This is a genomic window from Marinobacter salarius (assembly GCF_032922745.1).
In the GTDB taxonomy this organism is placed as follows: domain Bacteria; phylum Pseudomonadota; class Gammaproteobacteria; order Pseudomonadales; family Oleiphilaceae; genus Marinobacter.
The window spans coordinates 2,024,208-2,037,083 of record NZ_CP136693.1 but is presented as its reverse complement, the minus strand read 5'-3'; the positions used below and the strand labels follow the sequence as shown (position 1 = coordinate 2,037,083).

Sequence of the window (12,876 nt, the reverse complement as noted above, 5' to 3'; positions counted from 1 at the left end):
AATCAATAGGTTCGCTGTCTACTCGCGTTGAGTCGCTGGTTTACCAACCGCCGGAGGCACCACCGCCGCCGAAGCCACCGCCTCCGCCGCTGAAGCCACCACCGCCAAAACCGCCGCCGCGACCTCCACCAAGACCACCAGCGAGCGCACCGGCCAGCAGGGCACTGCGGCCACCACGGCCCCCGCCGACACCGCCTCTAAAGAACGCAATCAGCACAATGACGAAAAACAGGATGCCCAACGCCGGATGGGGCCGATCGTCTTCGGCTGCCTGGCGACTGGACTTCGGAACCGCAAGTGGCTCACCACCCAATACCTGAACCATGGCCGCAGCACCGTTGGCAATGCCGGTGGCAAAATCCCCCTGCCTGAACGCCGGGGTAATGATCTGATTAATAATCGTGGCGGATGTGGCGTCGGTCAGTCGACCTTCGAGGCCGTAGCCAACCTCGATGCGAATCCGCCGCTCATCCTTGGCTACCAACAGCAACGCACCGTTGTCTTCACCTTCCTGGCCAATTCCCCAGTGACGACCCAACTGGTAGCCAAAGTCTTCAATGGCATAGCCCTGAAGGTTCGGCAGCGTCACCACAACCACCTGTTCGGTCGTTGACTGCTCGTGGGCCTCAAGCATCTGGCTGAGGCGACGTTCAACTTTGGCGGGCAGCATGTCGGCGCGGTCCACCACGCGACCGGTCAGGTCGGGGAAATCAGGAGTGGATTGCGCCTGGGCATTGGCCTGGCACAGCACAATCAAGGCCAGAAAAACGATAACGGGGTGGAAACGAACAGGCATCAGAACTCCACCTGTGGCGCTTCCTGGGCATCGGGGGTAGTGGCCTCGAAGTTGGCCCTCAACTCAAGGTCGCTGTAAAGCATGCTGTGCCAGAGACGGCCTGGAAAGGTCCGGATTTCCGTGTTGTAGCGCTCAACCGCCTGGATAAAGTCACGCCTTGCGACCGAGATACGGTTCTCCGTACCTTCCAGTTGCGACTGCAACGCCAGGAAGTTCTGGTTTGACTTCAGATCCGGGTAGCGCTCTGAAACCGCCATCAGGCGGCTGAGCGCACTGCTGAGTTCACCCTGAACCTGCTGGAACTGTTTCAGCTTCTCGGGGTTGTTGAGAATGCTTTCGTCGACCTGAATAGAGGTAGCCTTCGAGCGCGCTTCGGTGACTGCTGTCAGGGTTTCCTGTTCCTGATCCGCAAAACCTTTCACCGTTTCAACGAGGTTCGGCACCAGATCCGCCCGCCTCTGGTACTGGTTCTCCACCTGCGCCCAGGCTGATTTAACCTGCTCGTCATACGTTGGAATGTTGTTGATGCCGCAGCCGGTGAGCAGCATGGCCAGCAAGGCCAGAGCAGCAAGCTGAAAGGGCGTTCGGCCTGGGCTGGCCATGGGTCGGTCGTGCATAGCGTATCGGTTCCTTGATGGTGGGTCTGGTCATCGCCGGCCTAAAACACTATCACATTTTTCCGCCCGACATCTGCCGCCCAGGCGGCCGAAAACACTGTATACATATACAGATGCCTTAAGTATACTCACCGCAGATTCAATGAACCCCACCAGACACGACAACGTGCGGGAACACACTGGAGAACGTCATGGCCGTACAAGCGCTGTATTACTCGGAGAGGGATGGACTGGAGATGGCACTGAAACACCCCGACACAATGCTCTTCTCGTCCAAAGCGGAAGCCGATGCCCGGGACAAAGTCCTGGAACTGGCCGAGGAAATCACCCAGTTTCTACAGGCGCGAGTTGAGGGCCTGGATGAAGCCATGGCGGAAAAAGCGGCACTCGCCATTGCCGAGGAAAAGGACCTGTTCGCCAAGGCCCTGAAAAAACCCTCATTGCTGAACGAAACCACCGACGCATAACCCAGAATGGGCGGGGAGGCGCTCATTCACCACACGCCTCCCCGCCTCGGTACGTCTGCGCGGATCAGTCTCCCAGGGGATTGATATCCCCAATAAACCTCAACATATCCGCCATGGTGAAGGTTCCTGGCGTGGCTGCCGGCAGGGATGGTTTCCAGTCTTTGCCCTCCTGCCAGAGGAACGACTGCTGATCACCGTGGATCAACCCCACGAACACCTCGGACACGATGGCTGCCCCAACCGGGCCCAGCCGGTCACCGGCCTCTTTCACCTGCGCTTCCTTCAGGATGTAGTACCACAGCGGTGTTGACTCATGCAGCCCCTGGCGCTTGGCTTCCTCGCCATCCGGCCCGGTCGCAATTTCATCGGCAGTCAACGCATTGGCTACGCCCATTTCACGGGCCACATCCTGGCCGGAGGGCAAGCCCAGGCTCACGCCGCGCTTGAGATTACGGAAAGCCAGGTTACCGCCACCACCCGGCAGATTATGAAGTTCCTCCACCAACAACGGGTCCAGTTTCCGCGACGGATTGAATGGCATCGACGATGGACGGTCAAGGTCGTGGAAGCGCCGCCAGTCGATAATCCAGTTGCTGGGCAACACACTGACTGGCGTTGGCCCGGTGGGAGGCTGCGGTGCGAGATTTCCAATAATGTCCCCAGACAGTCCGGAGAACGCAAACAACAGATCAAAACCGGTATCAGCGAAGATCCGGTTGTGGCTATAGCGCTGGCGCACCATGCTGTGCCCCAAACGATAGGCCGCCACTGAAAACTCCACCGGCATGTAAGGGGTTTTCTTGAACCGGTAGTACTGCCGGCCATCGTTGAGAATTCGGTCGGTCGCACCTTCCCCGCACAGACGCTCCATCCAGTCGTGGAGCACCATCCACTGATAGTGGTAAGTCACGGTTTTCCTGGCTTCAGTCAGGAGCTGTTCAGCCGCTACGCCCTCGCTCTGCAGCTTGTCACACACAGCGTTATGGAACTTCAGGAAGGCCAGGTGGGTCTGCGCAACCAGCAGGTTTTCATCGTTGCGCGGGTCACCAATCAATGCCACGCCTTCCGGGCTGCGGGGAAGGTCGTTGGCAAAATCGCCGGTGATGCCACCAAAATCGACGTTGATGTTCCGGCCAATCACCAACTTGGGACCACGTTGCGAAGGGTCCGCCGGGTTCCTGGCATACAGATGGGGTGAGCCGTCAGGGCCGAGACCATAGACATTATCCAGGTCCAGCGCCGGGGTACGGAAGTTCTCCAGTCCCAGCGGGTCCCTTTTCTTATCGGACAAAGAGCTCAGATCGAGCGTGATGTCGTGGTCGACAAACTGGCCAAAGTAGGTGTAACCGCCCGGAATGCCCGGATTGTCCAGTGAACTGTCCGTCGGATCGGGATCCAGCATGGCTTCCGCCAGCGCCTGTAACTTGTTGTCTGGCACATCCAGGGCCGACAGGCCCGGAAACATACGACCAAACATGCCTGGGTCATCGTGGCCGGATAACTGGTCAAGCCCCTTGCGTGACGGGTGCCGTCCGCCCATGCCATGGCCGGGACACATGTTGACTTTCTTGTACGTTTTTTCGCTCGTTTCGAACGTTTCCTTGATATTCATTCCTCTCTCCCATTTGGACTATCAGGTCCTCAGACCGTCGAAGCCGCGAACAACGGCCAGGGCGTCGTGCCCTTCGCGACGAGCCCCAGGGAAATAGCAGCTTCCATGCCAGCGAGATATCAAGTGAAAAAACCGAACTACGGGCCCATCGGAATCCCATGCTCAAACAGGCAGTTAACAACAACAGCCAGGCACATTCAGGACCGACAGCCAACATTGGACAACTTCCACGACCGCCGGAAAACAGCACGCCTGCATACATTGCTGACAGCGGGTGACGACGGAATTTTTTCAGGAGAGCACGAAAAAGTACGGATTTGAGATTTTTGCAGACAGGAGCCAACACAATCACTGCACTTTAAACACATTTACAGAGTTTTCTGGTTTGCTTTACACCCTACGTATCAAAATCTGACACTTTTTAGCCGAACGCCCTTGGCGTTTTCCACTTCGAGCTCTAATGACCAGCCCCTATCTCAGCCCTAAATAGCATTGCCCCGTAAAATCAGCCACCTGAATGGGTACAGACCTGGGCGAGGAATCAACACTCAGACGATATGTCGCATATGCAAAGATGTTGAAACTCATTACAGCTTTTACAAACCATTTCCGGAAATACTGGTATCAACGCCTGAAACGCGTCTCCAGAACCACCGCCGAATTGGTTCGCTCCACACCCTCAAGATTGCCGATTTCGTCCAGAACCGCACTCAGCTCCTCCAGGGACTGAGCCTGGACGATGGCAATCAGATCATACTCGCCGCTGACAGAATACAACTGGGATACCTGGCTGATCTGTTCCAGGGCTGCGTTGGTTCGAGCCGTCAGCTTCTGGAAAACCTTGATCGACACATGGGCCTCCACTTGGGTTGCCGTATACTCGCCTCCAAGCTCAACGGAATACCCGCGAATCACGCCACTCGCTTCGAGCTTTGCAATGCGGTTCTGCACCGTTGAGCGCGACAGGTCCAGTGCCCTGGCCAGGTCCGAGACACTGCAACGGGCATTCTGGCGCAGGTGTAATAGTAGCCTTTGGTCCTGCTTGCTGATCATATCGACATCATTCCTGGTCAAATTGCCATAATATATCATCATTTATCATTTTTTGACGCTACAAAATGGCACTACACCCCATCATACTGGCCCTACCACTCTCCGCTTCCAGCGGTCAGCAGATGAGGACATGTCTATGATTATCCGCCCGGTTGCCCTCTCAGACCTCGCCGCTCTGCAGCAGATTGCCGTGGAATCCGGCCCCGGTTTCACCTCACTGGTCGATGACCGTGATTTCCTGACCCAGAAAATCCGTCATTCCATGGACAGTTTTAACCGCCATACCGGTACCCCAGGCGACGAAGGCTATCTGTTCGTGTTGGAAGACCCGGAAACCGGCGAAATCATGGGTACCACCGGTATTGAAGCCTCTGTAGGCATCCGACGCCCTCTGTATCATTATCATCGCAGCCAGGTCGTTCACCACTCGCCGGAACTGAATCTGCTCCGCCGACTGGAAGTCCTCAACATGTGCAATCATTACACCGGTTGCAGCGAGATCTGCACACTGTTTTTGCGGCCCAGGTTTCGGCGGGCGCACGCGGGCAAGCTGCTCTCCCGGGTTCGCTTTCTGTTTATGGCCCAGCATCCGCAGCGTTTTGCTGAGACTGTCATCGCTGAAATGCGGGGCATCTCGGACGAAGGCGGGCAGTCGCCCTTCTGGGATTGGTTGCGGACCCATTTCGTGGATCTTGATTTCAGCACGGTGACACGCATGGTGGGCACGGGCGACAACGGCTTTATCGCCGACCTGATGCCCCGACACCCGCTCTACACCCATTTGATGGACGAAAACGCCCGCGCTGTTATCGGGCAGGTACACCCGCAAACCCGTCCGGCCCTCACCATGCTCGAAGCCGAAGGGTTCCGCCATAATGGTTACGTGGATCTGTTTGATGCCGGCCCGACCGTTGAGGCGAGACTGGCCGATATCCGCTCGGTATCGACGTCCGTCGGCTGCCGTATCCAGATTGTTGATGATGTGCAACCGACGCTCGAGGAATGGAACCGGGGTGGCCAGGGCCGACTGTTGGCCATCACCAATACCGAAACGGCGAATTTCCGCGCCACCGTCACCAGTGCTGCCCGATACCTGCCTGCTCACAATCTCCTGCAGGTACCGGCAGCACTGGCAAAGTCGCTTCATCTGCGCAACGATGGAGAAGTCCGCTTCATGGAACTTGCAACCGCACAGAGCGGCGCTGCGACCACAGCCATTCCACTGCGCCAACAACAGGAGGCCATCCATGCACACCGATAGAGATACATTGTTCCGCCACCTTTGGAACAATTACTGCGAGGTGACACCCTCGGCACAGGATATCCACCGGTTGCTGGATGACACCCAGGGCGGCGAAATTGTGAATGACCACATTGCCCTGCGTACCTTCAACATCGAGAAGGTAAACCTGGACAAACTGGCCGCGCACTTCCTGGCGCTGGGATATCACGAAGGCGGCGACTATCACTTCGACGCCAAGAAACTGTACGCAAAACACTACGAGCATCCAGATCCGACTGCCCCCAAGGTGTTCATTTCCGAATTGCTGGTTGATCAGTGTTCCGGGTCGCTGCAATCCATTGTGGAAGGCCTGGTGAGCCAGATGGACCCTACCGCCGTCACCCGGGACGACTTTCTCTATTCCGGTCGTCACTGGGATGTCGACCACGCCACCTACCAGACCCTGCTGGAGGAAAGTGAATACGCGGCCTGGGTAGCGGCTTGGGGTTATCGGGCCAACCACTTTACGGTGAGCATCAATCATCTCAGCCGATTCAAAACCGTGGCTGAAATCAATCAGACCCTCAAAGACAACGGTTACCGTGTGAACAGTTCCGGAGGTGAGATCAAAGGCTCTCCGGAAGAGCTGCTGGAACAATCTTCCACCATGGCGGACCGTGCCGACGTCCGGTTTACGGATCAGACGGCGGCCATACCAAGCTGCTTCTACGAGTTCGCACGTCGCTATGCCAAGCCTGACGGAGAGCTCTACAGTGGCTTTGTTGCCGCCTCGGCGGACAAGATTTTCGAGAGCACGGACAGCCGAACCTGAAGGACAAAGCCTTCAGGTCGTTACCAGTTCCTCACAGATGACCTTCAGGCAGGCTGGCCTGCATTGAGCACGAAGTGGTGTATCGCCGGCGATGTCCCCATCCATGGTGACCGTTCGGCGCGAACGGGTGGTGATCGACACGGTCGGGCTTTTGAGGTGAACCACTGTGCTGGTTCGTTTCGGAGAGTTACGGCTCAACCGCACCGTCAAAAAAGTCATGAAAAGCTGGAACAGCGAACGCGGCCTCACGGCCACGACATCCAATTGACCATCCCCTGCCGACGCCTGGGGAATCTCGTTGCCACCGCCGAAAAAGGCACCGGAGGACACCGCAATGGTCAGCCATCGCCCGGCTACGGTTCCCTTCTCGGTTTCGATGAGGCCATGGAAACCCCGATACACCCGCAGTTTCTGCAGCAACGCTACGCCATAGCTGAAGCGACCGAGAAGTCGTTTGGCGTCCGCCGACGACTCTCGAACCGGCAATGTGCCGAGTCCGATATGAGCCACGTTCAGAAACAGACCGTTATCGGTGGTGGCTACGTCCAGCATACGGGTCCGTCCTGCCGAGACCAGATTGCAAACATGCTGGGGATCGTCAGGCAGCCCCAGGTTGCGGGCAAAATCATTGGCGGTCCCGGAAGGCAGAACCGCGAGGGTAGCGCCGGTATCGAGACAAAAACCGGCCGCCGCATTTACTGAGCCATCGCCTCCAGCCGCGAGGATGAAGTCCCTGGGGCCCACCTCTTCGGTCCAACTCTTATCGTCAAGACTGCAATCCCGGATATCGACAATGCCCGCACTTTCCAGGTAATTTCGCCAGAACTCAGCGCCACGATTGTCCTTTTCCCCGGCGTTGGGGTTGGCCATCAACCAGTAAACCATTGCATACCGTCTTCCTGAGTCTGTTTTGGATTTTTGACGTACTAAGGTATAAGCCATGGTAGCGGAACTTGCCATCAACATGGTCAAGGTTTAACGGCGCTGTAACGCCGCCACCGACGAACTAAGGGAGACCGATGCTGGAAGATGTCAATGTTGTCTGGCTGGGGTCGATTGCCAGCCTGCTGGCAGGCCTTGGGACAGGTGTCGGCGCCCTGGGTGTATTCCTGGTCAGAAAGCTCACGCCACAGCTGCAGGACAGCATGCTCAGCGCAGCTGCGGGGGTCATGCTGGCGGCGTCGTTCTTCTCGCTACTACTCCCGGGCATCGAATACGGCGAGGAGCTCACCGGCGCTACCTGGAGCGCCGCGTTGATGGTTATCGCCGGTCTTCTCATGGGCGCAGGCCTGCTCTTCAGCATTCATCAGCGGCTACCCCACGAACACTTCACCCTGGGCCGGGAAGGCCCTGACAGCGCACGTATACGCCGGATATGGCTGTTCATCATCGCCATTGCCCTGCACAACTTCCCTGAAGGCATGGCCGTTGGCGTCGGGTTTGCCGGTGGTGACATCGGTAATGGGGTGGCCCTGGCGGTGGGCATTGGGCTTCAGAACATCCCCGAAGGCCTGGCCGTGGCCGTGGCCCTGCTGGCCATCGAGCACTCACGCCTGAAATCCTTCGGGATCGCGGTGCTGACCGGGCTGCTCGAGCCCGTTGGCGGGCTTTTCGGCAGCACCATGGTATGGCTGGCAGAACCCATCATGCCGTGGACCCTTGGCTTCGCGGCCGGTGCCATGCTGTTCATTATCAGTGATGAGATCATCCCCGAGACCCATCGTGGCCGCTTCAAGACCCTGGCCACCTTCTCGCTTCTGGGCGGCTTCGTCATCATGATGTTCCTTGACGCCACGCTGGGTTAGCCGGGAAACAACACCCTCGCCATACCGATGCTGCTGACGATCAACAGCACAACGCCCAGCACCCGGAAGAAGATCGGTGTTTCCGCCTTCAGCATGCGGTCGTGAACGTAAAGCCCGATGACATGACCAATGGCAGCGCAGGGTAACAGCCACAGGTGGTGGATCAGCTGCAGGTCGACGCCCACCCAGATAAACGCCGCCATTTTGATCACCACCAGGATGAACCAGAGTGCGAACAGGGTGTCCCGCAGGCGCTCTTTCGGCAGATGCTGCGCCACAACGGCAATAATCAGCGGGGCACCAATCAGGGACGTACCACTGATGTAGCCGCCCACCATCAGAAACACCGCGTCCACAGTCCGGCTGCCGCTGCGAAAAGGCCGGTCCAGGATGTAGGAGATGGAGTACAGGGACACGATCACAAAGATAATCGTGCTCATGATCTCTGACGGCAGTGTGATCAGTCCGAACACCCCGATCAGCTTGGGCACGATCATGATCGCCAGAATCCGCCAGAGATAATGCCAATCGACCGTACCCACGACCGCCGCGCCATCATCACCCGTACCCGACGACTTGCGATTATTCATCCAGATGGTCAGGGAGGAAAACACCAACAGGTGCACTGCAATGATGGGCAGGAACACCAGCGGGTCGTCCAGCACCAGCAGCAGGAAAGGCAGTGAAAGCACCGCCCCGCCGAATCCCAGCCCGGAACGGACAAACCCGCTCCAGATAAAAATCAGGCCAATCAGGACATACTGGTACAACGCCAAGTCAGACATAGAGGTATCGAGGTTCCGGGAGCCAGGTTCGCGAATACAAAGGTGTATGAGCATACCTGCCGGGAAGCCCTTACTTCCAGTAACAAACTGGCTACTTTTCTACAACGGAAGAAATGACAGAAAGCGCCTAGTTTTTAATCAATGCTTCCGGTAAAGCCGCCGGACAGAATTTCCGACAAGAACAACAGCCAGGCAGGAGGTGGGCCCTTCTGCCCGTGGTAAATGGAGAACAGCCATGTCAGCAGCAGTTGATCATCTGGACGAACGGCTCCGGGACGACGGAGAATCACTTGAGGAGATCATGCCCTCAGCCATCACCCTGGCCATGATGTTGCGCCACCGGACGATGGCGTCGTGGATGCGAATCGAGTTTGACGGCTACAGTGATACTTCGGAACTCCCGCCCTACCGGCGCGATGTTCCCGGCCATATCGTGGCCCGCTCACCCCAGTATGGCTGGATCCCCGCCCCGGTCGACGACAAGCAGAAGCAGGACTTCGGCCATCGAGACATGCCAGAAGGCATCAAATCCCTGGAAAAAACCTGTATGGCCTGCAAGAAAGGCACGGGCCACCGTATTGTTTTCGACAAAGAGGAAATGGCCACGCTTCAGGCGCATATCAACCTGACCGCCGAACTGGCCATTGCCATCAGCAGGGACAGCTATAACAAGCTGCTTCGCGTTGTTCGCTGCGCCCTGTATCTCTGGGAACAGGAACTCATGGAACACGGGCTCAGTGGAGACCACAATTCCTACAGCACACAGGAACGGGAAAAAGTTGCCCACCTCGATGACCCCGAGAAGTTCTGGCGCAAGGCGCTTGAGGATAACGCCGACCTGCCCATTCCCGACGTGCGGGAAACCGGGTTCTTCGAACGTTTCTTCGGGCGGACAGGCTGACACAGCCTCTAGCGTTTAACGGTCTGTCAGCTTGATCTCGATACGTCGGTTCTGTCGCAGCGCCTCGGCAGAACCGCCCGAAGCAACCGGGAAAAATTCCCCGAAACCGGCAGCTACCATGCGGTTCTGGGGAACGCCTGCAGAGGCAAGGTAGCGCACGACGGCGACTGCCCTGGCCGTGGAGAGTTCCCAGTTCGAGGGAAACGCTTCGGTATTGATGGGAATCCGGTCGGTGTGGCCGTCGATGCGCAGAATCCAGTCGATATCCTCGGGAATGGCGTCCACCACGTCCAGCAGCACTTCTGCCAGCTTGTCCAGCTCCTGTTGACCCTCCTGCCCAAGGCTGGCGGAGCCGGAGGCAAACAGCAATTCCGAAGGTAACAGGAAGCGATCGCCGACAATGCGGATGTTCTCGTTGTCCTGCAGAATATCCCGCAGCCTGGCGAAGAATTCCGACTGATAGCGCTCCAGTTCATTGACTCGTTCGGCAAGCAATGTATTCAGGCGCTTTCCCACCTCTTCAAGTTCGGCTTCCTTCTCGGCGGTGAGGTCCTCCTGTAAACGCAACGCAGCGGTGATGCGGCCGAGCTGATCCTGCAGCGCCGCAATCTGGTTCGAAAGCTGCTGGATGATTGTGCGCTGGGAAGCCGTCAGTTGCTCTTCATCCTCCAACTCCGACTCCGCCCTGGCGACGGCCTTGCCAAGATCTTCAACCCGCAGGGCCTGGGCCTCGGCATTGTATTGTTGCTCCAACCGCCGGGCCTTCTCCTCCTCCAGCTCCTCACGAAGTGTATCGTTCAGCGCGAGGCTTTCGCTGAAGCGGTTCTGGACCGCCGCCATCTCGTTTTCCAGGGCGGCGGTCTCTTCCTGCTCAAGACCAAGCAACCGGGAAATTTCCTGCAAGCGGCTATTGAGCCTGGCCAGTTCCGAATCCCGATCCGAGAGGGTTTGCGACAGGTACAGCTGGCTGACCACGTAAATCAGCAGCATGAAGATGATCAACATCAGCAGTGCCGACAACGCATCGACGTATCCGGGCCATACGTTGATGCTGCTGCGGGTTCGACGCCGGGAACCGATCATGGGGCTGGCCTGCTATCGCGGATCATCGTCAACCCGGTCCACGAGGTTGGTTACACCAGTCAGCCATTCCTCAAGGCCGTCATAAAACCGGTTCTGGGCGTGGCCCGCCTGGATATCCAGAAAACCCAGGACCAAGGAGCCGCCAAGCCCCAGCAGCGACGAGCTGAACGCCGTTCCCATGCCTTCCAGGGGTTCCAGCAGCCCAGACTGCAGGCCCGCAAACACCTTGCCGAAGTCCTCCTGGCTCATGTCCAGGTTTACAATGACGGCGCCTACGGAATTGATGGTTCCAAGCAGGCCCCAGAAGGTGCCCAGCAATCCCAGGAAGATGAGAAGACTGATGAAATAGCGGGTGATTTCGCGCTGTTCGTCCATGCGGCTGTGGATGCCATCCAGTACCGTACGCAACGACATGGTGGACAACGAGAAGCGGTCACGCTTGGAGTCGTCATCCAACTGTCGCGCCAGCGGCTTCAGAAGACGGGGTTCCTGCAATACGGAGAGCCCGGCGTTGCCGGTGCGGAACTGCGCAATCCAGCGCAATTCCGGAAACAGCACAAACACCTGGCGATAGGTGATGGCAATGCCAACCAGCAGCACACAAACAATTAACAGGTTGAACACCCAGTTCGCCATAAACGCGGCCTGCAATGGTTTGTGGATCAATGCACAAACCACCACAACGACCACCAGGAACAGCGTCATCCAGAAAAGGGTATGCTTGGGATTGCTCATTAACGCCACCGCATTCGTCGGGAAACACGTTAAAAGCTAGCACAAGCTTGCCATTACTGCTGTCCACACCCCCACTGGTTGCGTTAAGGATTTGTTACCACCGCTCAAGGCTCGTAGCGTTGAGCGATACTGTCCAGGGCGCCGCTGTCTCGCGCTTCATCAAGCGCTGCCTGAAGGTCCTCCACAATGGCCGGGGCCGTTTCGTTGCTGACCGCCAGGTACATCGGCGTCTCACGGAAAACGAGAACCGGTTTCAGGCCAGTGATGTCGTGCTCTTCCTCCGCCACCAGAGGCCCCACGAGACCATCTGTCACCCAAAGGTCGGCCTGGCCCAGCACCAAACGTCGAGGATTCTGCTCACCGGACACAGTCATGACCAGATCAAACCCCTCACTCACCAGATAGTCCGACATGACGTCACCCTTGTACCCGGCAATCTTGTACTGCCGGGCACCTTCGAGGGACTCCAACTGGATGTTGGAATCGGGCGCGGCAAACAGGGTCCACTTGATCGACGCCAGCGGGCCGACCCACTGAAACTCGTCTTCCCGCTCCTCGGTTCTGGCGGTGCAGAACAGAGCATGGTTCTCCCGCCCCTGGACCCATTCGTAGGCACGGCTCCAGTCCCGCATCTTCATGACGTATTCGTAGTCCACCCGCTCCATCATGGTTTTAACCATATCGGTACAGATACCGGTGATATCGTCTTCATTATGGGCGAAGCCCTGCCCCGTGGTTGACGCGTTATAGGGTGGGTAGTTCTCGGTGAAGATATACAGCTTCTCGTCAGCAACGGCCGACGACACCACCGCCAGCATAAGGAGGCCTTGCAAGACCGGTCTAATGAACTTCAACGGGCCGGTCATTTCTGGGCCTGGTTTGGCTGGCATGCTTTTGTCCTCGTCGCAATGGGTAGGGGTATTGGTAGTTTAGGCTAGTCACTTTGAGCAATAATGCCAATACACCCG

General features: G+C 57.5%; 14 protein-coding genes. 5 read left to right on the top strand and 9 right to left on the bottom strand.

Translation table 11 applies throughout. From position 1 onward, the window contains the following. Positions 1–40: 40 nt before the first annotated feature. Together R1T46_RS09420 and R1T46_RS09415 are read right to left on the bottom strand one after the other, a co-directional pair. The gene (locus R1T46_RS09420; protein ID WP_036209438.1) at positions 41–796 is read right to left on the bottom strand and encodes a TPM domain-containing protein; all 756 of its coding nucleotides are present in this window, start codon (positions 794–796) and stop codon (positions 41–43) included. Next, positions 796–1,398: a LemA family protein gene (locus R1T46_RS09415; protein WP_164732149.1), complete on the bottom strand. Its 603-nt coding sequence runs from the start codon at positions 1,396–1,398 to the stop codon at positions 796–798. Before R1T46_RS09415 ends, R1T46_RS09420 begins: the two co-directional genes overlap by 1 nt. A 206-nt stretch (positions 1,399–1,604) precedes the next feature. Between R1T46_RS09415 and R1T46_RS09410 the strand changes: the two genes are divergently transcribed. Next, a complete protein-coding gene (locus R1T46_RS09410) occupies positions 1,605–1,880 on the top strand; it encodes a YebG family protein (RefSeq protein ID WP_007152627.1) in 276 nt (91 codons plus the stop codon). A 64-nt stretch (positions 1,881–1,944) separates the two neighbouring features. Here R1T46_RS09410 and R1T46_RS09405 read toward each other — a convergent pair whose 3' ends face one another. Then, entirely contained in the window at positions 1,945–3,492 is a 1,548-nt protein-coding gene (locus R1T46_RS09405; protein ID WP_085679639.1) for a peroxidase family protein, read from the bottom strand. Positions 3,493–4,116: 624 nt separating this feature from the next. Then, positions 4,117–4,545 carry an Lrp/AsnC family transcriptional regulator gene (locus R1T46_RS09400; RefSeq protein ID WP_040474313.1) on the bottom strand — a complete coding sequence of 143 codons (429 nt, stop codon included), beginning with the start codon at positions 4,543–4,545 and terminating at the stop codon, positions 4,117–4,119. A gap of 130 nt (positions 4,546–4,675) precedes the next feature. On the opposite strand from R1T46_RS09400, the gene R1T46_RS09395 reads away from it, so the two are divergent. Further along, positions 4,676–5,806: an arginine N-succinyltransferase gene (locus tag R1T46_RS09395; RefSeq protein ID WP_199480698.1), complete on the top strand. Its 1,131-nt coding sequence runs from the start codon at positions 4,676–4,678 to the stop codon at positions 5,804–5,806. Then, on the top strand, positions 5,793–6,599 hold the full coding sequence (locus R1T46_RS09390; RefSeq protein ID WP_286811433.1) for a DUF1338 domain-containing protein: 807 nt from the start codon (positions 5,793–5,795) through the stop codon (positions 6,597–6,599). Before R1T46_RS09395 ends, R1T46_RS09390 begins: the two co-directional genes overlap by 14 nt. A gap of 12 nt (positions 6,600–6,611) precedes the next feature. Here the strand turns inward: R1T46_RS09390 and R1T46_RS09385 are convergent, their stop codons facing one another. Continuing rightward, positions 6,612–7,484 carry a diacylglycerol/lipid kinase family protein gene (locus tag R1T46_RS09385; protein ID WP_041334184.1) on the bottom strand — a complete coding sequence of 291 codons (873 nt, stop codon included), beginning with the start codon at positions 7,482–7,484 and terminating at the stop codon, positions 6,612–6,614. A 134-nt stretch (positions 7,485–7,618) separates the two neighbouring features. On the opposite strand from R1T46_RS09385, the gene R1T46_RS09380 reads away from it, so the two are divergent. Continuing rightward, positions 7,619–8,404 carry a ZIP family metal transporter gene (locus R1T46_RS09380; RefSeq protein WP_286811434.1) on the top strand — a complete coding sequence of 262 codons (786 nt, stop codon included), beginning with the start codon at positions 7,619–7,621 and terminating at the stop codon, positions 8,402–8,404. On the opposite strand, the gene R1T46_RS09375 is transcribed toward R1T46_RS09380, so the two are convergent. Further along, a complete protein-coding gene (locus R1T46_RS09375) occupies positions 8,401–9,189 on the bottom strand; it encodes a TSUP family transporter (protein WP_075197021.1) in 789 nt (262 codons plus the stop codon). The genes R1T46_RS09380 and R1T46_RS09375 overlap by 4 nt on opposite strands. A gap of 235 nt (positions 9,190–9,424) precedes the next feature. On the opposite strand from R1T46_RS09375, the gene R1T46_RS09370 reads away from it, so the two are divergent. After that, complete coding sequence (locus tag R1T46_RS09370) at positions 9,425–10,090, top strand: hypothetical protein (RefSeq protein WP_286811435.1); 666 nt, start codon at positions 9,425–9,427, stop codon at positions 10,088–10,090. 15 nt (positions 10,091–10,105) lie between these two features. Here R1T46_RS09370 and R1T46_RS09365 read toward each other — a convergent pair whose 3' ends face one another. From R1T46_RS09365 to R1T46_RS09355, 3 genes are all read right to left on the bottom strand, one after another. Beyond that, on the bottom strand, positions 10,106–11,173 hold the full coding sequence (locus R1T46_RS09365; RefSeq protein WP_127401746.1) for a peptidoglycan -binding protein: 1,068 nt from the start codon (positions 11,171–11,173) through the stop codon (positions 10,106–10,108). 12 nt (positions 11,174–11,185) lie between these two features. Beyond that, complete coding sequence (locus R1T46_RS09360) at positions 11,186–11,908, bottom strand: hypothetical protein (protein ID WP_036209409.1); 723 nt, start codon at positions 11,906–11,908, stop codon at positions 11,186–11,188. Between the two features lie 104 nt (positions 11,909–12,012). Beyond that, positions 12,013–12,798, bottom strand: coding sequence for a substrate-binding periplasmic protein (locus R1T46_RS09355; protein WP_127401747.1), 786 nt, complete (start codon positions 12,796–12,798; stop codon positions 12,013–12,015). Between the last annotated feature and the right edge of the window lie 78 nt (positions 12,799–12,876).

Excerpts from the sequence above, each read along its gene's own strand:
- R1T46_RS09420 (WP_036209438.1), bottom strand. The coding sequence starts at position 796 with ATGCCTGTTCGTTTCCACCCCGTTATCGTTTTTCTGGCCTTGATTGTG.
- R1T46_RS09415 (WP_164732149.1), bottom strand. The coding sequence starts at position 1,398 with ATGGCCAGCCCAGGCCGAACGCCCTTTCAGCTTGCTGCTCTGGCCTTG.
- R1T46_RS09410 (WP_007152627.1), top strand. The coding sequence starts at position 1,605 with ATGGCCGTACAAGCGCTGTATTACTCGGAGAGGGATGGACTGGAGATG.
- R1T46_RS09405 (WP_085679639.1), bottom strand. The coding sequence starts at position 3,492 with ATGAATATCAAGGAAACGTTCGAAACGAGCGAAAAAACGTACAAGAAA.
- R1T46_RS09400 (WP_040474313.1), bottom strand. The coding sequence starts at position 4,545 with ATGATCAGCAAGCAGGACCAAAGGCTACTATTACACCTGCGCCAGAAT.
- R1T46_RS09395 (WP_199480698.1), top strand. The coding sequence starts at position 4,676 with ATGTCTATGATTATCCGCCCGGTTGCCCTCTCAGACCTCGCCGCTCTG.
- R1T46_RS09390 (WP_286811433.1), top strand. The coding sequence starts at position 5,793 with ATGCACACCGATAGAGATACATTGTTCCGCCACCTTTGGAACAATTAC.
- R1T46_RS09385 (WP_041334184.1), bottom strand. The coding sequence starts at position 7,484 with ATGGTTTACTGGTTGATGGCCAACCCCAACGCCGGGGAAAAGGACAAT.
- R1T46_RS09380 (WP_286811434.1), top strand. The coding sequence starts at position 7,619 with ATGCTGGAAGATGTCAATGTTGTCTGGCTGGGGTCGATTGCCAGCCTG.
- R1T46_RS09375 (WP_075197021.1), bottom strand. The coding sequence starts at position 9,189 with ATGTCTGACTTGGCGTTGTACCAGTATGTCCTGATTGGCCTGATTTTT.
- R1T46_RS09370 (WP_286811435.1), top strand. The coding sequence starts at position 9,425 with ATGTCAGCAGCAGTTGATCATCTGGACGAACGGCTCCGGGACGACGGA.
- R1T46_RS09365 (WP_127401746.1), bottom strand. The coding sequence starts at position 11,173 with ATGATCGGTTCCCGGCGTCGAACCCGCAGCAGCATCAACGTATGGCCC.
- R1T46_RS09360 (WP_036209409.1), bottom strand. The coding sequence starts at position 11,908 with ATGAGCAATCCCAAGCATACCCTTTTCTGGATGACGCTGTTCCTGGTG.
- R1T46_RS09355 (WP_127401747.1), bottom strand. The coding sequence starts at position 12,798 with ATGCCAGCCAAACCAGGCCCAGAAATGACCGGCCCGTTGAAGTTCATT.